The sequence below is a fragment of the Parasphingorhabdus sp. genome (assembly GCF_039982395.1).
Classification (GTDB): Bacteria; Pseudomonadota; Alphaproteobacteria; order Sphingomonadales; family Sphingomonadaceae; genus Parasphingorhabdus.
Window position 1 is genome coordinate 117,823 of record NZ_JBDWYO010000001.1, and the last position, 23,755, is coordinate 141,577.

Sequence of the window (23,755 nt, forward strand, 5' to 3'; positions counted from 1 at the left end):
GCCGCTTTTGCGCCTTATTCGCTTGCCAATGGGGCGTATCCATTGGCAAAGGTCAGAAAAGGCCATTTGGCCAGTGACACTAGGGAAGCAATTTATGGCAAATCGCGAAGAAATCATGGCAAAGGTCAGCGAACTGATCGGACCGTTCAACAACAAGGGCGTCGCGCTGGCGGACAAAACCACTTTCCAGAACGATCTGGAATGGGACAGCCTGACGGTAATGGACTTTGTCGCCGCCGTGGAAGATGAATTTGATATCATCATCACCATGAACATGCAGGCTGAAATCGAAACTGTGGGTCAGCTTGCCGACGCCGTTGCGAAGTTGATGGAAAACTAGGAAACGCCCCTTACCTGGTGCGGTGCCCAGGAATACATGCGCGAACATCGCCATGTTACGCCCTGGGTTTCGGATCACGTCCGGGACACGAGATGAGAAAAAATGACCGACCTATTATCAAAATATGATCCGCTCATTCAGGAGCGCGAGAATCTTCTGGCTACCGGCGTGAAAGATCCGTTCTCGTTGGTGATGGAGGAAGTGCTGTCTCCAACCGTTGCGGTTTGCAATGGCAAGGAAACCATTCTTCTTGGCACCTATAATTACATGGGCATGACGTTCGATGACGATGTTCAAGAGGCCGGTTTGAATGCGTTGAAAGAATTCGGGTCCGGCACCACCGGCAGCCGTGTGCTCAATGGTACCTATAGTCTGCACCGCGATTGCGAAGATGCGCTCAAAGAATTTTACGACATGGATCATGCGATGGTCTTTTCGACTGGCTATCAAGCCAATCTGGGGATTATCGCCACGCTGGCTGGCAAAGGGGATTATGTGATCCTCGACATCGATAGCCATGCTTCGATTTACGACGGCTGTGCAATGGGCAATGCCGAAATCGTAGCCTTTCGCCACAATGATATCGAAGCGCTGGAAAAGCGGCTCAAACGCCTGCCAGCGGAAGCCGGAAAACTGGTCGTTCTAGAAGGTGTCTATTCGATGCTGGGCGATGTCGCCCCGCTCAAAGAAATGGTCCGCATCTGCAAGGAAAACGGCGCCATGGTGTTGGTCGACGAAGCCCACTCCATGGGCTTCATCGGCGACAATGGCCGCGGTGTTTGCGAAGATCAGGGCGTGATTGATGATGTCGATTTCATCATCGGTACGTTCAGCAAAAGCGTCGGCACGGTCGGCGGATTCTGCGTCTCCAACCACCCGAAATTCGAAATCATGCGGCTGGTTTGCCGCCCTTATGTTTTCACCGCCAGCCTGCCGCCCAGCGTCATGGCAACCGCGAGTACATCGATCCGCAAACTCATGCACAGCGGCAACAAGCGCGCGCATTTGTGGGAAAATAGCAAGAAGCTCCACAAAGGCCTGCGCGATCTCGGTTTCACGCTTGGAACGCCCGAAGCACAAAGCGCGATCATCGCAGTGATCATGCCCGATTTGGAAAAAGGCGCGATGATGTGGCAGGCACTTCTAGCGGAAGGGCTATATGTAAACCTGGCCAGACCCCCCGCGACCCCAGCGAATATGACCCTGCTACGCTGCTCACTCTGTGCAGAACATACGAGCGAACAAGTCGACCAGATATTGGGTATGTTTGAAGCGGCTGGGAAAGCTGTTGGGGCGATCTAACAGTCATGACCAGCTCCATCCTCATCGAACAACGCGGCGCGATCGAGATATTGACGCTCAACCGTCCCGACAAGCTCAACACGATGAACGAGGATATGATCTTCGCGCTGCAGGATTATTTTCGTGGCCTGCAAAAACGTCATGACGTGCGGGTGATCCTCTTCCGCGCCGAAGGTCGTGCCTTTTGCGCGGGCCTCGATATCGGCGGCTGGAAGAATGATGGTTCACAAGGACAAATCCAGCATGTCTGGCGGACCCAGCGCTCCATTGCCACGGTTATGCAGCTCATGCGGCAATGCCCACAACCGATCATCGCGCTGGCGCAAGGCGCGGCCTGCGGTGGTGGCTTTTCGTTGTTACTCGCCAGCGATGTCCGTTTTGGCGCGCCCAGCCTGAAAATGAATGCGGCCTATATCAAAATCGGCCTGGGAGGCTGTGATATGGGTTCGAGCTATTTTCTGCCACGCATGGTCGGTGCTTCCATCGCGTCAGAGCTGATCCTGACCGGACGTTTCATCCACGCCGAACGGGCCGAGCAACATGGCTTGATCAGCGAGGTGGTGGACGAGGATAAGCTGCTCTCAACCGGCCTGTCGCTGGCCGAAGAAATGCTCGATACCGCACCGATGGGGCTGCGCCTGTCAAAGGATGCGCTGAACCGCAATATCGATGCCCAGAGTTTCGAAGCGGCGCTCGCGATCGAAGACCGGCAACAAGTGATGCTATCGATGACCGAAGACAGCCGCGAAGCCGCCAAGGCATTTTTTGCTAAGCGCAAGCCGGATTACAAGGATCGGTGAACGCGACTACCGCTGGCGATGGTCGGTACCTTCGCCTGCCGTGATAAAAACAGCCGTAGCGGTTTCCTCTACATCAGCCGTGTGCCAGACACCCGGCGCGTTGATTACATATTCTCCCGCTGTCAGTTTCGTGAGCAGTTCTGACCGATCCGGCATTTCCTGAACCAAGGTCATCTCTCCCGCCGTGCACAGGACCACCTCTGTACCTTTCGGATGCATTTCCCAGACGTCCCAACTTTCCGTGAACGTGTACATGGAGACCAGCCGGCCCTCTGGACCATCGCTGCCGTGGCGCGCACCATAGCCTGCATACCATTCCATCTCGCCGGTCATTATGGGCTCAACCTCTGCAGTTGCCCCAAGACCCAAATGGATCGGATTTTTATCCAGGCGATGCGACATGCTCAATCTCCTTTGAAAACAGGTTCTACTTAATCGCTCCACCGGCAATCAATCGCGGCAGCATCACCAGCGCTCCCAAGATCGGCCATTTGCGTTGCCAAGGCTTTATCACATAATCCGTCCCGGCGTGGCGATTGATTTTCCAAGCCAGATAATCGATGCCGCCGGCGTATGTAGCGGATGCTTTGGCCAATCTGGCAAGAGTGAGAAACTTGCCATTGCGGCGCAATTGCCGCCATCTTTTTTCCACAGCCTCTCGAGAAGCAACTATTTTCAGCTTCTTGCCCTGCGCTTTGTCGCGGGCGGTGATGACCGCCATGACTGCCGGTCCAAAGCGCGCGTAGCGCCGTGGATCAGAATCGACGACAGAGTCGGATCGGTCCTTCCGTTCAGCGCGCAATTCCGCACCATAGGTCAGTTCGAACCCGCGCTTCCATAGATCCGAGACCTTATATTTCGTATCAACCGCCATCATCGGAAAGGTCATGTCGAACAAGGTGACAGAGGCGCCTTCTATCGCTTCTACCGCGCGCGCTTTCGCTTCTGCGTCCGCTTGCCAGACCAACCGCGACGGCTGCGCAAATCGCGCCCATACGCTCACCGCACTGGCGGTAATCCGGTTGAGATTGTGAAAATCTTTCTCGCTCAAAACAGCCACTTTGGCGACCAGTCCGTCATGGGCCGCGGGGAACACATTCGGCGGCAATCGTTTGTTCGCCCGCACCAGCCAGCTTTTTCCGTAAGCCGCCTCATAGTCCGAAACGATCAAGTAGAAATCAAGCATCTGCCCTTCAAGCTCGGTCGTCCGCAAACAAGACCCATAGAATAGCACCGCTCGCGAGGCTCCGCCATATTGCGCAGCGATCGAGGCAGCAAAAGCCGTGATTCGCGCATCAACGGGCTGGGCCAATTCTTCTGCAATCAAGGATCTTAATTCGCTCACGCGAGACGCTCTAGCTTAAGCAGCGAGCCGAAGAAAGGACACTGGCTTCGTTGATTTCAGTACGATGGGATGTCCCGGTACTGCACTGAACAATTCGCCATCCATCAGCACATTGCTGCCTTCACCTTCGATCCGGATCATATCTCCGCGTTCGAGATGAATGCCCTTCTGGACATTTTTTCCCAGCCGACCAAAAAGCACCGAAAGCAGAAAACGCACAATGGCTCCCGCCTTCTGATCAATCGCTAGAAATTGCATTCGGCCAATGGCATTTTTATTCCGCATGGACCGTTTCATGAGCAAAAGGCGCTCGAGCGTCGTCACAATCAACACAGCAAAATTGCCTTGAAACTGGCCGTCCCGGATCAAGGATATCTTGATCGGAGAGGACCGGTTAGGCAAGAATTTCGCTCGAATACCAAACAAGACCGATGCCAGTGCAGCAAAAACCGTCAACACATGTGCCGCAGCATTGGGCAATCCGAGCGGATAGATTTTGTGACGACAATAGAGAATGAATTCCGAAAGACCTGCGCCGCCCAAAAACATACCAAGCACAACCTTGCTATCCTTGCCGCCATCGGAGAGGGCAATAAGCTCGCGGTCCACCAGATGTTCGTGCAAGTCATGCTTCGCCAGCTCTACAATACGTTCCAGCGCTTTGAGTGGATTGCCTTCAGACCCGAGATCAAGTGCGATCAAATTGGTCTTGCCATTGGGCAAAACAGCGACCGGCGGCGGACTGTCGCCAAAATGGCCACCTTGGTGCAATTCGGTCAATGCCGCCTGAACGGTTCCATCGCCGCCGTTGATGACAAGCACCTTCGGTTTCACCCGGGCAATGGTTTCCAAGGCTTTGGCAATTTCATCGACATGGTCAACTTCATAGTGGAAAACGTCACTGTTTTTAACGCAGTAAGAGCGCACTTCCGGTAATATCGCCCGATTTCCCGTTGAATTCGGATTGGAAAGAAGTGCTACATTTGCCATGAAATAGCCTTAAATGGTCTCGTGTGCTGGATGCATCACATGTACTTCATGGTGATGCTGATGGATTTAACCTCATTTCCGATCGCAAATTTGGTTTTCTTGTAGCTTGGCTTGCCGAGGTTGAAGATACTGATGCTTGGATTGTTCGACATGCCGCCGCCGTCTTTGGAAAGGTCGGTTTTGCCGTTGCCGTTTAGATCGTGACGCACAGCGATCGCATAATCGCCCGCTTTGCTAATCGGCATGCAAAAGGTCATGTTTTTCGCGCTTGCACGGGTTTCGATGCGGTTCAGCCAGGCGCCCTTTTTCAGCCATTGATCCTTGGTTCCACGATAGCTTTGAACCCGAATGTTTCCGGATGCGGCTTTCAGGCCACTGACTTTCACAAGCACGGCTGGGCCGTTGCCTGACCGACAAGGGGTCAAGTCATTGGAAATCACTCGGCCCCCTGCGAATGCCGGGGCAGAGGACAATAAAATAGTGGTCGATAATGCGATAGATGCCGCAAATTTCAACATGACGAAGTAACTCCTAGTCGTTATACCCGCGCCAACACTCCGGCACGGACAAGAATCAGCCCCCGATCTCCCCATTGTTATGGATTTGATTTGCGGCGAAAACATGGTGAGAGGGCGACAACAAGTTGAAATTGCTGACTTCCACCGACCGTTATCTGGCAAAATTGATTGCATTGCCGCTGTTTAGCACGCTGGTAATCGCGGCGATGCTGCTTGTGCTTGAGAAAATGCTGCGTCTATTTGATTTTGTAGCAGCGGAGGGCGGCCCAGTCAGCGTGGTTTGGCGGATGCTGGCCAATCTTATTCCGGAATATCTCTCGCTCGGCATACCAATCGGTTTGTTGCTGGGCATATTGCTGGCATTCCGGCGCTTGGCGCTAAGCTCTGAACTCGATGTATTTCGCGCCGTAGGGCAAGGCTATGGGCGTCTTCTGCGCGTGCCCTATATGTTCGCAGTGGCCCTCATGCTCGTAAATCTGGCCCTCGTCGGGTTCATCCAACCCCTCTCCCGCTATTACTACGAAGAGCTCCGGTTTGAATTGCGATCGGGTGCACTCGGAGCATCAATCAAGGTCGGAGAATTCACCAATCTAGGCAACCGGATGACCCTACGGATCGAAGAAAGCCGCGAAAATGGTACCAAGTTGAATGGGATTTTTGTCCGTGCGGAAAACAAAAAGGACCAGACAGTCTCGGTAACTGCTGAAAGCGGACAATTTTTGGCAACCGACGACCCTGACACCATTATATTGCGGTTGACCGACGGGGTGCTTGTCCACGACGCACCCAATTATCAAAAGCCGCGTATCCTGAGCTTCAGCAACCATGATTTGCCGATCGATCTACCCGACATCGAATCCTTTCGATCGCGGGGCGGCAAAGATCTAGAATATACCATTCCGGAACTGGTGCGGGTCGGTCTGGATGAAAAAAGACCATTGGCGGAACGCAACGAAAGCCGGTCCAATTTCCATTTCCGGATGGTCGAAGTGGTCATGATGTTGCTGATGCCGCTGTTAGCAGTTGCGCTGGCCATTCCTCCGAAACGATCGAGTTCTGCCCTCGGCGTATTTCTGTCGATCGTGATGATCGTGACCTATCACAAGGTCAACGAATATGGCGAGGATGTCGGATCATTGGGCTTGGTAGACCCGATTATTGCTTTATGGGTTCCTTTCTGCCTGTTTGCCGCACTGATCCTCTGGATGTATCATGTCGCCGCCCATGTTCCCGGCGGCCAGCCGATTGGGGCATTGGAAAAAGCATTCTCCAAATTCGGTGGCGTCTTCAAGGGCTTGCTCAATTTCAATCGCAAACGCGCGTTGATGAAGGAATAGCCGGACATGGATTTTTTCCCTTCCCGCATACTCGCCGTCTATATGGCAAAAATGTTCATCGTCCGCACCTTGGCAGTGCTGGCACTGCTCGTCCTTGTTCTACAAGCTTTGGATCTGCTGGGCGAAAGCGGCAAAATTCTGGCCTATGAAGCCAACGGAGAAGCCGAACTTTGGACCTATGTCTCGTTGCGGGCTCCCCAACTCGTGGCCCGATTTTTGCCATTTTCTGTGTTGTTGGGCACGATCATCACGCTGGCGACATTGAACCAGAATAGCGAAGTCGTATCAATGAAGGCAGGCGGATTGTCGGCGCACCAGATTCTGGCTCCATTGATTGTCACCAGCATGGGCGTCGCGCTATTTTCCTTCATATTCAATGAAACAATCGTCGCGCCAGCCACCGACCGGCTGATGCAATGGGAGAAAGTCGATTTTGGTCCAATCCCGGCAAAGAGCAACATACGAACCAACGTATGGGTGAAGGACGGCAATAATTTGATCAACGCTGCCAAGGTAACGGGGCGTGGAGAAAACGTCATCTTGCAGGATGTGACGATCTATAACCGAACCGAAAATGGTTTGAGAAGCCTGATGCAAGGAGATCAAGCAAAGTTCACCAGCTCCGGTTGGCTGCTCACCAATGTCGTACAATTTAACGTCAGTGCGGGCACCGAAGACAAAAGCAGTGAGATGCTGATCGGCGATTCCATCCGGCCGGATCAATTCACCCTGAGCAACGTCAACGCCAACAGCCTGTCCATTTTCGCTCTCCGCTCCGCCATCGACGAGCTTGAGCGCGCGGGACGTCCTACAATGAGCCTCAAGGCCGGTTGGTGGCACAAGATTTCTGGTCCAATGTCGTCGATCCTGATGCCTTTGCTGGGCGCGGTTGCCGCCTTCGGTCTTGCCCGATCGGGACAGTTGTTCCTTCGCGCCGTCATCGGGATGGCGTTGGGCTTTGCCTATTTCGTTGCAGATAATTTCGCACTCGCAATGGGCAATATCGGAGCCTATCCGCCAATATTGGCGGCCTGGGCACCTTTCCTGCTGTTTTTCCTCATTGGCGAAACAGTGCTCGTGCGGACCGAGGAATAGTCGCGCTAGTTTCGGCCGCCGCTGCCGCGCACCAGTCCGACAATCAACGTCCACAGACTATCATGGTCCGCCCGATAGAAATTGGACTCTCTCGGCAGTTCGGCCGCTATGCGCCGGTGTGCTTCCCCCAGACTATGATAAGGCACTCCGGGCAGCAGATGGTGTAACGCATGATAGCGCAATCCTACAGGCGCCCACAGAGCGGGTAACGTTGCCGGCGGCGGGACATTGACGCTGTCGAGATATTGCGCGGTCACGCTCATCTCCTGCCCGTCATTCTCCCAGAGATGTGCGACCAGAGTACGGATTTGATTCAACACGACGCTTGCCGACAGGACACTCAAATATATCAAAAAGGCACGCATTGGAATGACGCCCGTCGCCACCATTGAGATCAGAGCAATCGCCCAAATACTGGCTCCGATCTCACAGGCCAACCAACGACGCTTCAGATCACCCTCCGGCGGCTTACGACGGAATTCCGGATTAATAATCAATCCGGAATAGCGCTCAACCACTATACGGCGCAGCGGCGGAATAATCGCTGAGAGCGGCGACAAAATGGCATAGCGGAACAACAGCGCAACCGGTGCGAGCGATGCGACAATCACAAATAGCGGCACCGACCAGGGTTTCATCAAGGCCAGCGGTAAATATTCCGGATCTTCCGCCGTACCGTATTTTTTGGTCCGGTGATGAATGCTGTGAATGCCTTCATACATGAATGAGGGAATCAACATTGGGACCCCAAACAAGGCGTTCCAGGCAAAATGGAAACCAGGCAATGCATTGCGGCGCACATGGGTCAATTCGTGAATGAAGCTGCCCGCCCGGTAGAGCGCCAGCACAGCAATAAAACCCAGGAAGATCGCAAGGCTTGTGGACTGGCTGAAGATCGCACCAAGCAGAGATCCATAGCCCGCGGTCACAGAAGCCAGAAAGTCAGCCCAATAGATGGCTGGCTTAGGCGTGTTAAGATCACGCGTTGTCTTCGCCGCGGTGCGGATCAATTCATTGTCTTCGCCAATGGGCACAGAAGCGGAACCGGCGCGCGGATCGACGCCGGCCTCTGGCGCATTTTTCGGAGGGATGGTTGTCGAACTCATAAACACCTGCATAATCGTTGGGCTGCCTAGAGCAACATATCGTGGCGACATCATGGCAATGGCAGGGTCACAATGGATGCCCCGCCCTTGACAATATGCCGCGAATACCGCCACAGCCACCCCAAATGGAGAAGGATGAAACATGGTCGCTGGTCAGGATATAGTCGTACGGCCCGTTACTACCAAGGCCCAGACCAAACAGTTTATCGACATTGCCTATACGCTCAACGCCAATGACCCGCATTGGGTGCCGCCCTTGAGGTCCGAAGTCGCCAAAATAATTACACCGGGAAAGAATCCGTTTTTCGAACATGCCCGGGTCCAGTTTTTTCTGGCCGAGCGGCAAGGCAAAGTGGTTGGACGGATCAGCGCGCATATTGATGAGCTAGCGCTAATGCAGCCGGTTGAACAAGGCATGGGCCCTGGGACCGGCAATTGGGGCCTTATGGAGGCTAGCGACGAAACCGCGATGCATGCCCTGATCCAGACCGCTGAAGCCTGGCTCAAGGAACAAGGCATGACCCGGGTACTCGCTCCGCTCAGCATGTCCGTTTGGGAAGAGCCGGGACTATTGACCAAGGGCCATGATCATAGTCCGATGATATTAATGGGACACCATAGAGCGGAATATCAGGGCTGGATCGAGAGTTTCAACTATCAAGTCGCCAAGCGCTTACTATGCTATGCACTGCCGGTAGTCGACGGCTTCAATAACCTGGTAAACCGCATTGTCGCGTCGGGTGAGCGCAACAAAAGACTCCATATTCGACGGGTCGATAAGAAACATTTCGACCGCGATGCCGCGATCATCATGAATCTTCTGAATGATGCTTGGTCCGACAATTGGGGCTTCGTCCCCATGACCGATCACGAAATTGAACATGCCGGCAAAAGCCTTAAGCCCATTGTTCATGAAGATTTGATCCGAATTGCCGAATTGGAAGGTGAGCCGGTCGCTTTCATGATGACCCTTCCAGATATGAACGAGCACATCAAACCGATGAGAGGTTCGCTTTTGCCCTTTGGTTGGGCAAAGCTGCTTTGGTGGCTAAAATTTCCCAAATCCCGTTCGATGCGCGTGCCGCTGATGGGCGTCAAAAAAGAACTGCAGAACAGTCGACTGGCCAGCCAAATGGCGTTCATGCTCATTGAATATATCCGCCGCGACGCGACCCGTTATTTTGGCACGAAGCGCGCAGAACTGGGATGGATTTTGGAAGACAATCAAGGGATGGTGGCAATTGCAAGTGCCATCGAAGCTGATGTTAATCGCGAATATCTGATTTATGAAAAAGCGCTTTAAGGAGCCGCAGTTTCTGCCGTAGCCTTTAGCAGGATCTTTCCGGAAGCCTCTCGAACAATCTGGTCAGCACCTTTTTGCCAAAGATCATTATGACCACCTTTTTCGATAGCAAAGGCTTCTTTCGACGCACCGGCGGCATCAAATAATCGCTGCCCCATCGCAAATGGTATCAGTTCATCATTTGTCCCGTGAATCCAGACGAGCGGCATTTCAATATCCAAAATACGGTCAATGGATCGATAGCGATCCTTGATCAACCAACGCGCAGGGAAGATCGGAAACTGGCGCTGTGCCATTTCATCCATCCCGGTATAGGCCGCCGCAAGGATCAATCCAGCAGCGCGATTTTGCGACGCAAGATGCGTGGCCACACCACTGCCAAGAGATTCCCCGACAATGACTATCTGGCTTGGCGGAATGCCTTGCTCGATAAGCCAGTCATAATTGTCTTGGGCGACTTGAAACAATGTCGCCTGCGTGGGCGACCCTGCATTGCCGCCATATCCGGGATAACCAACTCCTAGGACAGCAGCACCATCTTCTGCCAAAGCCTGATAGATCGGAATTCTGTGATAGTGGGAACCGGCATTGCCGTGGAGAAACAGGATGACCGGAGAGTCAGCTGTTCCGGGCTCCTGCCACAACGACCGGACGTCGCCATCCGGGCCAGAACCAATGAGCACAGACGCTATGCCCATTTGATTCAGCTGGTTTTCGGACGGGACCGATTGGTCAGGAAAATATAGAAATTGGCGTTGGAAAACGTAAACCAGAAACAGCAGAACCAGATAAAGGCCGATCAATATGGCAAGTCCGGTCAATAAAATCCGCATCAAATGGTCAAATCTACCCAGGCCGGCGTGTGATCACTGGCCTTCTCGCGGCCACGATGTTCCTTGTCTACACCACAGCTATGGAAGCGATCCGCAGCCAGCGGGCTAAGCAGCAGGTGATCGATACGAAACCCCTGATCACGCTGCCAGCCGCCGCTTCGATAGTCCCAGTACGTCCACAAATTGCCTTCCGGATGAGCGACGCCCAAGGCATCGGTCCAGCCATCGTTTAATATGCGTTGATAACCGGCACGGCTTTCCGGCTGCATCAGCGCGTCATTTTGCATCGCTTTGACCGAGAAGACATCATTGTCGCGCGGAATGACATTATAGTCGCCAGCCAGCACAGCAGGCACTTCTTCAGCCCATATTTCAGCGGCCCGGAGGCGTAGCCGTTTCATCCAGCGCAGCTTGAAATCGAATTTGGGGCCGGGGTGCGGATTGCCATTGGGCAAATAAATGCTGGAAACTCTTACTTTTGAGCCATCTTTGCTACTGATATTGGCCTCAAGATAGCGGCTATGCTCATCTTCCGGTTCGCCATCCAGGCCGCGTTTTACCTCTTCGGGCACCTGATCGCGCGCCAAGATAGCAACGCCGTTAAAACTCTTCTGGCCGTGCCAGATCGAACCATAACCAATTTCTTCAAATTTATCAGCGGGAAAGCCTTCATCCTGCGTCTTGATTTCCTGCAGACAAGCAACATCCGGTTTGGTTTCTTCGAGCCATTCCAGCAAGCGCGGCAAGCGCGCCTTGATGCCATTAATATTGTAGCTGGCTATTTTCACTTAAACGGAGAAACTGGAGCCACAGCCGCAACCGGATGCAGCATTGGGATTGGTAACCTGGAACGCATTGCCTCCGAGCGATTCGACAAAGTCCACGGCGCTCCCGCGCACCAGATCAAGGCTGATCTCATCGACCACCAGAGTAACACCGGATTCTTCCACCGAGACATCATCCCCTTCAATGCCATCGGCAAGGCCAAAGCGATATTGGAAACCGGAACAGCCCCCTCCCTCGACGGCCAGCCGCAATATTGCAGCCTTGCCCTGTTTTTCGGCAATGATCGCAACGCGCTTTGCGGCGTTGGGGGTCAGGATAATATCCTGTTCGATGGTTGCGGCTTGTTGGTTCATGATCTGTAGATAGGGAGAATCAAAAGGAGCGGCAAGCCTTAAGGCTCGAACCGCTCCTTGATGCACCCTCTCCCAAAGGTGTTAAATCACTCTTATTCGGCTGGGCCGCCCAATGCAACGCCGGAATTCAGCTTCTGCGCGATCAGAAAATCATTGGATTGCATGAAAGGAATAGGATTAACCGCTTCGCCTGAAATTCTTACTTCATAGTGCAGATGACTGCCGGTCGAACGGCCAGTCGAACCCATGAAGCCAATCAAGTCACCATTTTTTACGCGCGCATTGGCGGAAACATTGAGCCGGGACATGTGGCCGTAGCGAGTCTGTATGGAGTTGCCATGGTTGATCTCGATATATTTGCCATATCCGCGGACCCATTGGGCACGGCCAACAATTCCATCGGCTGTAGCGTAGATCGGTGTACCGACTGGACCAGCCATATCGATGCCTTTGTGACGTGCCCGACGACCCCTAAACGGATCGGACCGGAAACCATAGGAACTGGTAAGCGTGAAATTTTTAACAGGCTTGCTGGATGGGATGGTGAGTTTCACCGCCTCTTTCTTGCCTTGACCACTCCAATTCTTGAAAATCATTTTAAACGCCGGATCCGCTTCGCCAAGGGCGTTTTCCGCTGCACGACTTTTCAGCACATCAACGGGAATGCTGGATGCAGACGCCTCTTCCGCAGATGCTGCGGTGGAGAACAGCATCGCTGATCCCAAAAAGGCAATTGCTGTGAGCTTGGTCACAGACTTTCGAAACAAAACTACTACACTGTCGGTCATAAAATGATCGAACCTTTACTGGCGACCCATGTCGTTCATGGATTGGTATTAAGTGGCAGAAGCTCTGCCCCGTTTGTCATTTACTTGTGTAAATTCATATCGGTTAACAATTCAATACCAGAATAATATTCTTGGGTTAGACCGGCTGCTTGGCGCGCTGAGTCGTTAAATGGGGGCTTTAACCCGCCTTTTATATGGGTTTTTACAAGATTTTTCCAATGCTCATGCGGGAGTTTTCCGATTCTCTCACAGGCATATTCAAACCATTTCGTTCCATAATAGACGTGGTTAATTTCATCTTGATAGATTCGGCTTAGCACTTTGGCTGTCAGATGATCGCCCTGCTGTTTGAAACGCTCCACCGTCTCCATCGTTACGTCCAGGCCTCTCGCTTCTAGCACCATGGGAACGATCGCGAGACGGGCGGTCGCATCGTGCGCGGTGTCTTTTGCAGTATCCCAGAGGCCATCATGAGCAGGGTGCGCACCATAGAAGCTGTCCATGTCCCGGAGTCGCCGGTCGAGCAGCGCAAAATGCATCGATTCTTCCGATCCCACCCGCATCCATTCGTCGGTGAATTCTCGCGGAAATTGAGCACCAAACCGGCCGATCATGTCAAATGCGAGATCGATCGCAACAAATTCGATATGCGCGAGCGCGTGAATCAGCGCGATGCGCCGCGGAACCGATGTGCCCTTGCCGCGCCGCGGCATATCCCGGGGCCGCATCAAAACCGGATGATCCGGGCGAGCGGGCATATCCGGCATAGAGTCGCAAAAGTCGTGGGTCAGCCGTCCCAACCGCCATTGCCGGGCGGCCTGACGCGCAGCCATTACTTTGGCGACTGGATCTGCCGTTTGCAGGACGCGCAACACCGCTGCCCCAGCGCTGGATGATTCGGTCATTCCAGCGGGTCTACGCAGCCTGCACGGCGGCCAGAACCTCTTCCGCATGCCCTTTGACCTTCACCTTCGGCCAAGCCTGAAGGACTATGCCGTCTGCACCGATCAGAAATGTTGAGCGAATGATGCCCATATAGGTCTTGCCGTACATTTTCTTTTCCGCCCAAACGCCGATCTTCTCCAGAAAAGCTGTGCTTTCGTCGGAAGCGATATCGACGGTCAACTCCTGCTTATTGATAAAATTCTGCTGCCTCTTCGGCGAATCCGCAGACATGCCCAATACTGCGGCACCGGCTTTTGCAAACTCCGGCAACAAGGCCGAAAAATCCTTCGACTCTGTTGTACATCCAGGCGTGCTGGCTTTGGGGTAGAAGAACAACACCAGTTTTTTTCCGGCATAATCGGATATTTTTACCGAGCTGCCATCTGGTGCTGTCAATTCCATGTCCGGAAGTTTGTCGCCTATATCGATCAATTTATATCTCCTAATATTTCATCGGGATCTGGCCGTAAATGCCTGTTCCATTCGTCAATAACGCATTGCCGCGCCTGATCATAGCCGTCCAATAGGGCATCCCAATTCGCCTGTCCCGCAGCTTTGGCAATCAGTGCGCGACTCGTTTCCGGCGGAAAGTCGCAATCGGGGGACATCAACCGCAAAGCGACCAGCAAGCGCGTCATCAATTCATGCGCGGCGACCATTTCTGCGCCAAGATGGCCCGCGGCCACCAAAGCGCGAACCGCCTCACCCAAGTGCGGAGACAGCGCTTCGCCAGTCTTCAATTGTAAAAAGTGAATGATGAATTCCCAGTCAACCAGACCGCCTTCCATCATCTTGGTATCAAGCGGCCCCTTGGGCGGTTTATGTTTAACAATATCCAGGCGCATTTTCCGAACCGCCTTGCGCAGCGCCTCTGATTCCCGACTCTTGCGCAAGATATTGCGAATCTCGTCCTGCAGTTCCGCCCGATCAGCGACAGCTCCATAAACCGGCCTAGCTCGAGTCAGGGCCATATGCTCCCAAGTCCAGGCGCTGTCCCGCTGATACTTGTAAAAGCTCTCCAAGGTCACAGCCAACGGCCCCTGCGTCCCCGATGGCCGCAATCGGGTGTCCACCTCATAAAGCGGCCCGGCGGCCGTTGGAACAGAAAGCGCGGTCACAAGACGCGCCGTCAACCGATTGAAATATTGCGTGGCACCGAGTGAGCGCCGGCCGTCAGAATCCGCACTATGATCTCCGGTAAACAGGAATATTAGATCAAGATCCGAGGCATGGGTCAAAGCTTCGCCGCCCAGCCGGCCCAATGCCAAAATCAGAAGCGCGCCGTCCATGATTTTTCCGTGGGCTTGCTCAAATTCCAAGATCGTTGCATCAGCCAACACCTGAATGGCTGCCTCCGCGACCCGTGAATAACCAGCTGATATCTCTAAAGCATCATGGCGGCCCTCGATCAGCTGCACACCCAGAGCGAAGCGTTTTTCGCCGACCCGAGCGCGCACGCGATCGAGCAATATCTGATAATCGTCACCGGGTTCTGTGCGCGCGAATTGTTCGGCGAGCTTCTCGACCGATGGCGGCAGATCCAGCGCCGTTGCATCGATCAGACCGTCGAACAATTCTGCACGTTGCGCCAACGCGTCGGCCAGCACCGGTGCATGACTGAGAATCTTGCCGAGCAAATCCAACAACCCGGGCCGTGCTTCCAAAATCCGGAAGAAATTGATCGCAGTCGGCAATTTGTCGATCAAGCTATCCAATCGCGCCAGCGCTTTTCCTGGATTGGGTGCCGTTGCGATCGCATCGACCAGATCGGGCAATATTGCCTCGAACGATTCCAGCGCAGCAGCGGACCGCAATGCCGTCACCTTGCCGCTTCGCCAGCGTTTTATCGCCTGCAGGAATGTATCGGCGTCTGGCAGGTTCTTCCCGGCCAGCGCAGAGACCAGCTTGCCCTCTTCATTTGGCAAACGTGTGTCATCTTCTGGTTCGATCAAATCGTCGTAAATCGTGCCGACGGCATCAACATGCGGCGTCAGCAGGTCGAGCAGTGTCTGGCCATTCTCCAACCCGTGGAGCCGTGCAACCCGATCCAGTGATTCTGGGTCGTCGGGCAGGCTGTGGGTTTGTTGATCATTGATCATCTGCAAACGATGTTCCACGACTCGATAGCCTTCATAGGCTTGGCTCATCACTTGCGCTTTGCCGCCATCGATCCGGCCAGCCTGTGCCAAGGCAGCCAGCGCGTCACGCGTCGCAGGCTCCCGCAAAGCCGGTTGCCGCCCCCCAAAAATCAGTTGATGCATCTGGGCATAAAATTCCGTCTCCCGGATACCGCCGCGGCCCCGCTTCAGATCGAAACCTGGTCCGAATATCTGCCCAGCCGCATAATGATCCCTGATTTGTGCCGTAACCGATGCAATATTTTTGATCGCCCCATAATCGAGCGAGCGCCGCCAGATGAACGGATTGATTGTTTCGAGAAAATATTGACCGAGTTGCGGATCACCGGCCGCCGCACGGGACCGGATAAAAGCCGCTTGCTCCCAAGCCAACGCGCTTGATTCATAATAGCTGATCGCGGCTTCGACCGGCAGAGCCACGGGGCTCACTTCGGGCGACGGACGCAACCGCATATCGACTCGAAACACATAGCCGTCGGCATCGCGGCTGTTGAGCGCTTCCACCAACTGCTGGCCGATCCGCCGCGCAGCATCGCTGGGCTCTTCCCGGCCCCGCACCGGAATTTTGTCCGGATCATAGATGAAGATCGGATCGATATCCGAAGAATAGTTGAGCTCCCGACTGCCGTGCTTGCCCAGGCCAATGATCGAAAAGCCTTCTAGTGGCGCATCGGGATAGCGGGTCGTATAAATATCGGCGAGCGCCTCATCCAGCGCATGATCCGCAAAATCCGACAATCGGGTGATGACGTCGGTCAAAGACAACCGCCCTGCCAGATCACCAATAGCAAGAGTCAAGGCAAGGGCCCGCTTTTCTTGCCGCAGTTTTTGCCGGACAGTGGTGGCGCCCTCTCCCGCTTGGCGCCCAAACTCGATGGCCGCATCGAAATTTTCCGCGGCCAGCAAGTCGGTCAATTCAGGCTGCACCTGCATCGCCATGGCGAGAAAAGGCGCATTGTCGCGAGCGCGTTGCAGCGCATCTTGCAGGGTTGTTTGTTCCGGCCGTCCAAGGATCATGGGTTCAAATAGGCGGTGCGGAAATTTTTGGCAAAGTCAGCAAAGCTGCCTTCTACAATCGCCCCTCGCATGCCCGCCATCAACGTCTGATAGTATGCAATATTATGCTCAGTCATCAACATGGCGCCCAATATCTCTTTCGCCCGAATCAGATGGTGCAAATAGGCTCGGCTGTGATTTGTGCAGACAGAACAGCTGCAATCCTCGTCGAGTGGGGCCAGATCCTCGGCAAATTTTGCGTTGCGGATGTTGAGCGCCCCCCGCGTTGTAAAGGCCTGGCCGTTGCGGCCAGACCGGCTGGGCAGCACGCAGTCGAACATATCGACGCCGCGCTCGACAGCGCCAACAAGATCATCGGGCTTCCCTACACCCATAAGATAGCGCGGCTTGTCAGCAGGCAATTGTCCCGGCGCATAGTCGAGCACGTCGAACATCGCCTCTTGTCCCTCGCCAACCGCAAGACCGCCAATCGCATAGCCGTCGAAACCGATTTCAATCAGCGCCTCTGCCGATGCCGCGCGGATCTCCTTGTCCAGGGATCCTTGTTGAATGCCAAATAGAGCCGCTTTCGCCGCATGATCTTTACCGCTGTCAAAACCATCCCGGGACCGCTTGGCCCAGCGCATAGATCGCTCCATCGACGCCAATGCCTCGTCACGCGTTGCTCCGTTCTTCGTACATTCGTCAAACGCCATGACGATGTCGCTACCCAGCAACCGCTGGATTTCCATCGACCGCTCGGGAGTCAGCATATGGCGGGACCCATCCAGATGACTCTGGAATTCCACCCCGTCTTCGGTCAGCTTGGTGAGCTCCGAAAGGCTCATCACCTGATAGCCCCCGCTGTCCGTCAGGATGGGACGATCCCAGTTCATAAATTTGTGCAATCCGCCCAGCCGCGCCACTCGCTCTGCGCCGGGGCGCAACATCAAGTGATACGTATTGCCCAGAATGATGTCTGCTCCAGTCGCGCGCACGGTCTCTGGCTTCATCGCCTTGACCGTCGCCGCAGTGCCCACAGGCATGAAAGCAGGCGTACGAATATCCCCGCGCTGCATATGAATCGTGCCGGTACGCGCCTTGCCGTCCGTCGCCGCGATGGAAAAGGAAAAGCGCTCAGCCACGTGATCGCTCATTCATGTCTCTAGAACGGTATTTCACCGCACCGGATTTGTGTTTTTCTTCTTTTGGTGTAACCAATGCTCAATCCTGCCCGAATATTTCAGCATCTGTGCAGGATGGGAACAGATTTTCAAAGACCTAAATCGGGAGTATTTTATGACAAAAGCAACAAAACTTGGTTCTGCAGCAACCGCATTGATCGCAGCCGCTGCCCTTTCCGCCTGTTCCGGTGGAGCCGGTGAAGCAACCACCGAAGGCGCTGAAGCGACCGGCGGCGAAGTGACTGAAGTCGCAGCAGCGGAAAAAGAAAAATGCTTTGGCATCGCCAAGGCGGGTGAAAATGACTGCGCCGCTGGCGAAGGCACAAGCTGTGCTGGTACGTCTGTTGTTGATTATCAGGGCAATGCCTGGAAATATACCGACGCTGACGGATGCGAATCCATTGGCGGCTCGCTGACCGAAGTAGCAGATAACGATCCTCCGGTAGCACCGGCGGCAGCTCCAGCTGAAGGCTAAGTCTTCAGGGACAAAATATTAAAAAGGGCGGTTCGCGAGAACCGCCCTTTTTTGTTTTAGATAGCAAGCAAATGATCGCCTGTGCGTGGGGGTTTACGCCGCCCCGCTGACCGACTTCATTTCCATGAAATCTCTTAGACCGTAGACACCGCCTTCGCGACCGTTGCCGGATTGTTTATATCCACCAAAAGGCAAGCCGGGGGTTGGGCCCCAATTGTTGACGATGACCATACCAGCTTTGAGTTGCGGAGCGATTGCACCGGCTTCGGCAGGATCACCCGAAATTACAGCCGACAGACCATATTCCGTATCATTGGCGATCTCGACCCCTTCCTCGAGCGTGTCATAGTTCATCAATGTGACCACGGGACCGAATATTTCTTCTTTCGCGATCCGCATATCGGGCGTGACGCCACTGAAGACGGTCGGTTTGACATAATAGCCACGGTTCACATTGGTCGGCAGATCGGGGCCGCCGGTTTCCAGCGTGGCGCCCTCGTCAATCGCGGATTGAATCAGGTCCTGAATCTTGCTGTGCTGAGCCTTGTTCACAACCGGCCCCATATGACCGCCTTCCGCGGTTGGATCGCCCACTTCCTGGCTTGCGACGATATTCTTGACCACCGCAATTGCTTCGCTGCGCTGATCTTTGTGGACCAAAACGCGGGTTGGCGCGATGCAACTTTGTCCCGTATTGATCATCACACCGCCAATCGTCGGCGGCAATACTTCTTCCAGCTTCGCACCGGGCAAGACCAGATTGGGAGACTTGCCACCCAGTTCCTGATGCACGCGTTTGACGGTATCGGCGGCGGCCTTGGCTACCAAGATCCCGGCGCGGGTCGAACCGGTGAAGCTAACCATATCCACACCCGGGTGCGAAGAAATTGCTGCACCAACGGTTGGTCCATCGCCCTGCACCAGATTGAACACGCCAGCCGGAACACCCGCCGCATCCATCACTTCGGCTAGAATAGCAGCGCTACCCGGACATTCTTCCGATGGCTTCAAGATCATCGTGTTCCCGCCAGCCAGAGCCGGAGCCACTTTCAACGCGATCTGATTCAAAGGCCAGTTCCAGGGCGTGATCATGCCAACCACACCAATCGGTTCATATAGAATCGTATTCGCGCCGACTTTTTCAGAAAATTCAAAATTCTTCAACGCTTCAACCGTCCCCATGAATCCACCGAGACCGGCTGGCGCTTGCGCCGCATTGCCTAGGCTGACCGGAGCGCCCATTTCGACAGCCAGGGAAGCGGCGATATCGGGCATCCGCTTGTGATATTCTTCTATGATCCGGCCAAGCAGCGCCAAACGCTCTTCGCGCGACGTCTGGCTGAACGATTTAAAAGCTTCCTTCGCCGCGGCAACAGCAGCATCGACGTCCGCCTTGGTGCCCAAAACAATTTTGGTGCCCGGCTCTTCGGTCGCAGGGTTGATGACTTGATGCGGTGTGCCGCCGATAGAATCGACCCATTGACCATTGATGTAATTCTGTTCGTAGCTATCCATTTTCATCTCTCCGTTCACAACCTTTTCGTCTGCAGAGCACTCTGCCCTGTTTCGGTTTGCTATGCCACTAGCAACAAGGCCAGCGCAGTCTTATCGTTGCGGTAACAATAAGCTGGAATCCCCGTAGCTGTAGAATCGGTAATCATGTGCGATGGCATGGGCGTAAGCCTCTTGCATCATGTCCAGCCCCATCAGCGCGCTGACCAACATGAACAACGTTGACTTGGGCAGATGGAAATTGGTCATCAGACCATCGATAGCGCGGAACTTATAGCCGGGCGTGATAAAAATATCGGTATCGCCTTCAAACGGCTGGATGATGCCATCTTCTCCCGTCGCGCTTTCGAGCAGACGCAAGCTGGTGGTGCCAACGGCAATCACCCGGCCTCCGGCCTTTCGCGCGGCGTTCAAACGGTCAGCAGTAGCGGCATCAATCCGCCCCCATTCGCTGTGCATTTGATGGTTATCGGTTTCATCCACCTTGACCGGAAGGAAGGTACCCGCCCCGACGTGCAAGGTCAGAGTTTCGCTGCCGACCCCTGACTCCGCTAAGCCAGTCAGTAAGCCATCGGTGAAGTGCAACGCCGCCGTTGGTGCCGCCACAGCCCCCTTTTCCCGCGCGAACATCGTTTGATAATCATCGGCATCGCGCGCATCAATCGCCCGTTTGCTGGCAATATAGGGTGGCAATGGCATGGTGCCCGCGCGTTCCAGCAGCAATTCAACCGGTTCATCACCAAGAAACCGCAATATGAAACTGCCATCGTCAAGCTTGGCTTCCGCTTCCGCAGACACGTCCATACCGAAATCGACAATCTCGCCCACGCGCAGCCGTTTCGCATTACGGATAAAGGCTTGCCAGCGCCGAAGGTCTACCCGCTTGTGCAGTGTGGCACCGATTTTGGCCTCGCCGCGCGTGCCCTGCAATTGCGCAGGAATGACCTTGGTATCGTTGAACACGAGAATGTCCTGGGGTCCCAGCAGTTGCGGCAGTTCACTGACAATATGGTCGGATATCGCGTCGCCGTCGACCTTGAGCAGCTTCGCGCTATCCCGTGGAACAGATGGTCGTAAGGCGATGCAATCTTGTGGCAGCGCAAAGTCGAATAGATCAACGCGCACGGAACGGACTAGGGCTGGATCGGCGCGTTCAGGTCATCCACCGAGATCGGCGCTGCGGAAACATTGGCCTGGGCCCCCGGCAAGACCGGTGGTTTGTTGTCTGCCGCGACCGACGCTTGCAAAATCCGGCTGGGATTGAGTGGCGGTTCGCCCCGTTGGATCGCGTCAACATATTCCATTCCCGACGTTACCCGACCGAATGCTGTATATTTTCCGTCGAGGGAGAAACGTGGATAGAAAACGATAAAAAACTGACTATTTGCGCTATCTTCACCTTGCGCCCGTGCCATAGAAACCACACCCCGCAAGTGAGGAAAGGGACCGAATTCCGCCTTGAGGTCCGGCAGACTGGAGCCGCCCGTTCCTGTTCCGGTCGGGTCGCCAGTTTGTGCCATGAAGCCTTCGATCACGCGATGGAAAATAATGCCATCATAAAAGCCCTGCCGTGTCAGCATCTTGATCCGTTCAACATGCTTGGGAGCGAGCGCGTTGAACAATTGTATCGTGACACGACCACCGGTCGAGAGATCAAGGTGCAGCATATTTTCTTCAGCGGGAACCGATGCGGGCGCCGGGGCCTGCTCCTCCACTTCCTGCGCATGTGCTGCGAAGGAAACCAGAAACAGGGCAGAGAGGGTCAGAAAATATTTGCGCAGCATAGCTTACTCATTTGGAAAATGGGGCTTGAAAAGGAACTAGCCTTTGGACGATTCTACCTTGCCCTGCAATGAATTGCTAGTGGTGGCTATTGATCGCCCTTCAGGCCTATCTTTTGTACCCGCGCGGTAATTTCATCGGCCACCGGCGGCGTGACGAATTTGTGAATGTCGCCGCCAAACATAGCGATTTCCTTAACCAGGCGTGATGCAATCGGTTGCAGCGAGACGTCGGCCATCAAAAACACTGTTTCGATATTGCCATTGAGTTGCTGGTTCATACCCGCCATCTGATATTCATATTCAAAGTCGGCCACGGCGCGCAGGCCGCGAACAATCACTCCAGCGCCCTGTTTCTCTGCAAATTTCATCAGCAATGAATTGAAACCCACAACCTCTACGCCATCTCCGAGATCTGCCGTTTCGCGGCGAACCATCGCGATTCGTTCCTCATCTGCAAACATCGGCGATTTTGAAGGGTTGGTGGTAACACCAATCACAAGCTTGTCGACCAGACGCATGCCGCGCCGGATGATATCCATATGCCCCAATGTGATGGGGTCGAAAGTCCCCGGATAGACGCCGATTCTCATGTCTCGTTCTCCCCGCTTAGCGGTCTCTTGTGATGGTATATTCGGCAATCGCGCGCAACATATCTGCTTCTGCGCCATAGCCGTTCAAATGAGATTTTGCCTGATCGACCAACATCTGCGCTTGTTCTTTGGCGCGCTCGAGTCCCATCAGGCTTAGAAACGTTTCCTTGCCGGCATTCGCATCCTTGTGGAGCGCCTTACCAGCCTTTTGTTCGTCGCCTTCGACGTCCAGAATATCGTCTGCAATCTGAAAAGCGAGTCCAAGATCATGGGCATAGCCGCGCAGACTGGTGCGACCTTCGCTTGTCACCCGGCCCAAAATAGCGCCAATTTCTACGCAAGCGGCTATCAGCGCACCGGTTTTCAATTGCTGCAATCTGGTCACCGTCTGCAGGTCAAAGGTCGATTTTTCCGCAACCAAGTCCATCATCTGGCCACCCGCCATCCCAGCAGGTCCAGCCGCTTTGGCCAAGCAAGCGGTCATTTCGGCACGAACGAAAGGATCATGATGGGTGCGCTCGTCGACCAGCAATCCAAAAGACATTGCATGCAGCGCGTCACCAGCAAGAACCGCTGCGGCTTCACCAAATGCAATATGGGTCGTCGGTTTGCCGCGCCGAAGGTCATCATCATCCATGCATGGCAGGTCGTCGTGGATCAGGGAATAGACGTGCAGCGCCTCAACCGCAGTCGCGGCCCGGATGGCACAAGACTCGTCGACGTTGAACAATTCGGCGGTCGCCATCACCAGCAAGGGTCTCAGCCGTTTTCCGCCGCCAATTGCAGCATGGCGCATGGCCTCATACAGTTCTCGACGCGCATCATCGGGAACCTGCAAAAGCGAATCAAATTGTCTATCCACATCGGCAGCGACCCGCTCCATTTCCTGCAATAGGTCGGAATTATTGTTGGCCGCCACCGGTTCAGTCCGCGTCAAATGGTGCGGTGGCTTGCGGCGTACCATCACGATCGAGTGTGATCTTCTCAATCTTCGCTTGTGCCGATTCTAGGCGTTGCTGGCATAAACCACGCAGTTTTTCGCCTTCGCTATAAAGCGCAATCGACTGATCCAGGGGCACGTCGCCACTTTCCAGTTTGCGGACAATATCTTCAAGCCGCTTAAGGGCGTCTTCAAAATTCAGTGCGGAGGATTCGTCGTTGGTTTCGCTCATAGGGAATTTCAATGACGGCGCTTTCCCGCGCGGTCAAGGGCGCAGCTTCACTTATTGTGCCGT

Annotated in this window: 26 protein-coding genes; 7 read left to right on the forward strand and 19 right to left on the reverse strand. The window is 54.4% G+C overall.

Features of this window, described 5'->3' with window-relative positions; all coding sequences use genetic code 11:
* Positions 1 to 94: 94 nt before the first annotated feature.
* The 3 genes from ABJV08_RS00575 (at position 95) to ABJV08_RS00585 (ending at position 2,442) form a co-directional block, all read left to right on the forward strand.
* The gene (locus ABJV08_RS00575; RefSeq protein WP_348040157.1) at positions 95 to 340 is read left to right on the forward strand and encodes an acyl carrier protein; all 246 of its coding nucleotides are present in this window, start codon (positions 95 to 97) and stop codon (positions 338 to 340) included.
* 102 nt (positions 341 to 442) lie between these two features.
* On the forward strand, positions 443 to 1,642 hold the full coding sequence (locus tag ABJV08_RS00580) for an aminotransferase class I/II-fold pyridoxal phosphate-dependent enzyme (RefSeq protein ID WP_348040159.1): 1,200 nt from the start codon (positions 443 to 445) through the stop codon (positions 1,640 to 1,642).
* A gap of 5 nt (positions 1,643 to 1,647) precedes the next feature.
* A complete protein-coding gene (locus tag ABJV08_RS00585) occupies positions 1,648 to 2,442 on the forward strand; it encodes an enoyl-CoA hydratase-related protein (protein ID WP_348040161.1) in 795 nt (264 codons plus the stop codon).
* Between the two features lie 6 nt (positions 2,443 to 2,448).
* Here the strand turns inward: ABJV08_RS00585 and ABJV08_RS00590 are convergent, their stop codons facing one another.
* From ABJV08_RS00590 to ABJV08_RS00605, 4 genes are read right to left on the reverse strand one after another with little or no spacing between them, the layout of a single operon-like run.
* Complete coding sequence (locus tag ABJV08_RS00590) at positions 2,449 to 2,850, reverse strand: cupin (protein ID WP_348040163.1); 402 nt, start codon at positions 2,848 to 2,850, stop codon at positions 2,449 to 2,451.
* 19 nt (positions 2,851 to 2,869) lie between these two features.
* Entirely contained in the window at positions 2,870 to 3,787 is a 918-nt protein-coding gene (locus ABJV08_RS00595) for a hypothetical protein (RefSeq protein WP_348040165.1), read from the reverse strand.
* A 15-nt stretch (positions 3,788 to 3,802) separates the two neighbouring features.
* Positions 3,803 to 4,777: a diacylglycerol kinase family protein gene (locus ABJV08_RS00600; protein ID WP_348040167.1), complete on the reverse strand. Its 975-nt coding sequence runs from the start codon at positions 4,775 to 4,777 to the stop codon at positions 3,803 to 3,805.
* Between the two features lie 35 nt (positions 4,778 to 4,812).
* The gene (locus tag ABJV08_RS00605) at positions 4,813 to 5,295 is read right to left on the reverse strand and encodes a DUF2141 domain-containing protein (protein WP_348040169.1); all 483 of its coding nucleotides are present in this window, start codon (positions 5,293 to 5,295) and stop codon (positions 4,813 to 4,815) included.
* A gap of 131 nt (positions 5,296 to 5,426) precedes the next feature.
* On the opposite strand from ABJV08_RS00605, the gene lptF reads away from it, so the two are divergent.
* Positions 5,427 to 6,632, forward strand: coding sequence for an LPS export ABC transporter permease LptF (gene lptF, locus ABJV08_RS00610; protein ID WP_348040219.1), 1,206 nt, complete (start codon positions 5,427 to 5,429; stop codon positions 6,630 to 6,632).
* A 6-nt stretch (positions 6,633 to 6,638) separates the two neighbouring features.
* A complete protein-coding gene (gene lptG / locus ABJV08_RS00615) occupies positions 6,639 to 7,727 on the forward strand; it encodes an LPS export ABC transporter permease LptG (RefSeq protein WP_348040171.1) in 1,089 nt (362 codons plus the stop codon).
* Positions 7,728 to 7,732: 5 nt separating this feature from the next.
* Here lptG and ABJV08_RS00620 read toward each other — a convergent pair whose 3' ends face one another.
* Positions 7,733 to 8,833, reverse strand: a complete 1,101-nt coding sequence (locus ABJV08_RS00620; protein WP_348040173.1) for a fatty acid desaturase — start codon at positions 8,831 to 8,833, stop codon at positions 7,733 to 7,735.
* A 142-nt stretch (positions 8,834 to 8,975) separates the two neighbouring features.
* Here ABJV08_RS00620 and ABJV08_RS00625 point away from each other — a divergent pair, with 142 nt between their 5' ends.
* Entirely contained in the window at positions 8,976 to 10,136 is a 1,161-nt protein-coding gene (locus tag ABJV08_RS00625) for an N-acetyltransferase (protein ID WP_348040175.1), read from the forward strand.
* Here ABJV08_RS00625 and ABJV08_RS00630 read toward each other — a convergent pair.
* From ABJV08_RS00630 to tgt, 8 genes are all read right to left on the reverse strand, one after another.
* Positions 10,133 to 10,969: an alpha/beta hydrolase gene (locus ABJV08_RS00630; protein WP_348040177.1), complete on the reverse strand. Its 837-nt coding sequence runs from the start codon at positions 10,967 to 10,969 to the stop codon at positions 10,133 to 10,135. The genes ABJV08_RS00625 and ABJV08_RS00630 overlap by 4 nt on opposite strands.
* Positions 10,969 to 11,757, reverse strand: a complete 789-nt coding sequence (xth, locus tag ABJV08_RS00635; RefSeq protein ID WP_348040179.1) for an exodeoxyribonuclease III — start codon at positions 11,755 to 11,757, stop codon at positions 10,969 to 10,971. Before xth ends, ABJV08_RS00630 begins: the two co-directional genes overlap by 1 nt.
* Positions 11,758 to 12,108, reverse strand: a complete 351-nt coding sequence (gene erpA, locus ABJV08_RS00640) for an iron-sulfur cluster insertion protein ErpA (protein WP_348040181.1) — start codon at positions 12,106 to 12,108, stop codon at positions 11,758 to 11,760.
* 92 nt (positions 12,109 to 12,200) lie between these two features.
* Positions 12,201 to 12,896: a M23 family metallopeptidase gene (locus ABJV08_RS00645; RefSeq protein ID WP_348052731.1), complete on the reverse strand. Its 696-nt coding sequence runs from the start codon at positions 12,894 to 12,896 to the stop codon at positions 12,201 to 12,203.
* Between the two features lie 80 nt (positions 12,897 to 12,976).
* The gene (locus tag ABJV08_RS00650) at positions 12,977 to 13,801 is read right to left on the reverse strand and encodes a ferritin-like domain-containing protein (protein ID WP_348040185.1); all 825 of its coding nucleotides are present in this window, start codon (positions 13,799 to 13,801) and stop codon (positions 12,977 to 12,979) included.
* A 10-nt stretch (positions 13,802 to 13,811) separates the two neighbouring features.
* A complete protein-coding gene (locus ABJV08_RS00655) occupies positions 13,812 to 14,273 on the reverse strand; it encodes a peroxiredoxin (protein ID WP_348040187.1) in 462 nt (153 codons plus the stop codon).
* Positions 14,270 to 16,996 (reverse strand): bifunctional [glutamine synthetase] adenylyltransferase/[glutamine synthetase]-adenylyl-L-tyrosine phosphorylase, encoded by a 2,727-nt coding sequence (locus tag ABJV08_RS00660; protein ID WP_348040189.1) that lies wholly within the window; start codon positions 16,994 to 16,996, stop codon positions 14,270 to 14,272. The genes ABJV08_RS00655 and ABJV08_RS00660 overlap by 4 nt, the downstream gene beginning before the upstream one ends.
* Positions 16,993 to 18,132, reverse strand: a complete 1,140-nt coding sequence (tgt, locus tag ABJV08_RS00665) for a tRNA guanosine(34) transglycosylase Tgt (RefSeq protein WP_348040191.1) — start codon at positions 18,130 to 18,132, stop codon at positions 16,993 to 16,995. The genes ABJV08_RS00660 and tgt overlap by 4 nt, the downstream gene beginning before the upstream one ends.
* Positions 18,133 to 18,274: 142 nt before the next feature.
* Between tgt and ABJV08_RS00670 the strand changes: the two genes are divergently transcribed.
* Complete coding sequence (locus ABJV08_RS00670; RefSeq protein ID WP_348040193.1) at positions 18,275 to 18,634, forward strand: DUF2282 domain-containing protein; 360 nt, start codon at positions 18,275 to 18,277, stop codon at positions 18,632 to 18,634.
* 93 nt (positions 18,635 to 18,727) lie between these two features.
* On the opposite strand, the gene ABJV08_RS00675 is transcribed toward ABJV08_RS00670, so the two are convergent.
* From ABJV08_RS00675 to ABJV08_RS00700, 6 genes are all read right to left on the reverse strand, one after another.
* Positions 18,728 to 20,149 carry an aldehyde dehydrogenase family protein gene (locus ABJV08_RS00675; RefSeq protein ID WP_348040195.1) on the reverse strand — a complete coding sequence of 474 codons (1,422 nt, stop codon included), beginning with the start codon at positions 20,147 to 20,149 and terminating at the stop codon, positions 18,728 to 18,730.
* Between the two features lie 90 nt (positions 20,150 to 20,239).
* On the reverse strand, positions 20,240 to 21,271 hold the full coding sequence (queA, locus tag ABJV08_RS00680; protein ID WP_348052729.1) for a tRNA preQ1(34) S-adenosylmethionine ribosyltransferase-isomerase QueA: 1,032 nt from the start codon (positions 21,269 to 21,271) through the stop codon (positions 20,240 to 20,242).
* Positions 21,272 to 21,279: 8 nt separating this feature from the next.
* Positions 21,280 to 21,930 (reverse strand): peptidylprolyl isomerase, encoded by a 651-nt coding sequence (locus tag ABJV08_RS00685; protein ID WP_348039299.1) that lies wholly within the window; start codon positions 21,928 to 21,930, stop codon positions 21,280 to 21,282.
* Positions 21,931 to 22,016: 86 nt separating this feature from the next.
* Entirely contained in the window at positions 22,017 to 22,520 is a 504-nt protein-coding gene (gene coaD / locus ABJV08_RS00690; RefSeq protein WP_348039298.1) for a pantetheine-phosphate adenylyltransferase, read from the reverse strand.
* Between the two features lie 16 nt (positions 22,521 to 22,536).
* Complete coding sequence (locus ABJV08_RS00695; protein WP_348039316.1) at positions 22,537 to 23,403, reverse strand: polyprenyl synthetase family protein; 867 nt, start codon at positions 23,401 to 23,403, stop codon at positions 22,537 to 22,539.
* 40 nt (positions 23,404 to 23,443) lie between these two features.
* A complete protein-coding gene (locus tag ABJV08_RS00700) occupies positions 23,444 to 23,692 on the reverse strand; it encodes an exodeoxyribonuclease VII small subunit (RefSeq protein WP_348039297.1) in 249 nt (82 codons plus the stop codon).
* Positions 23,693 to 23,755: the final 63 nt, after the last annotated feature.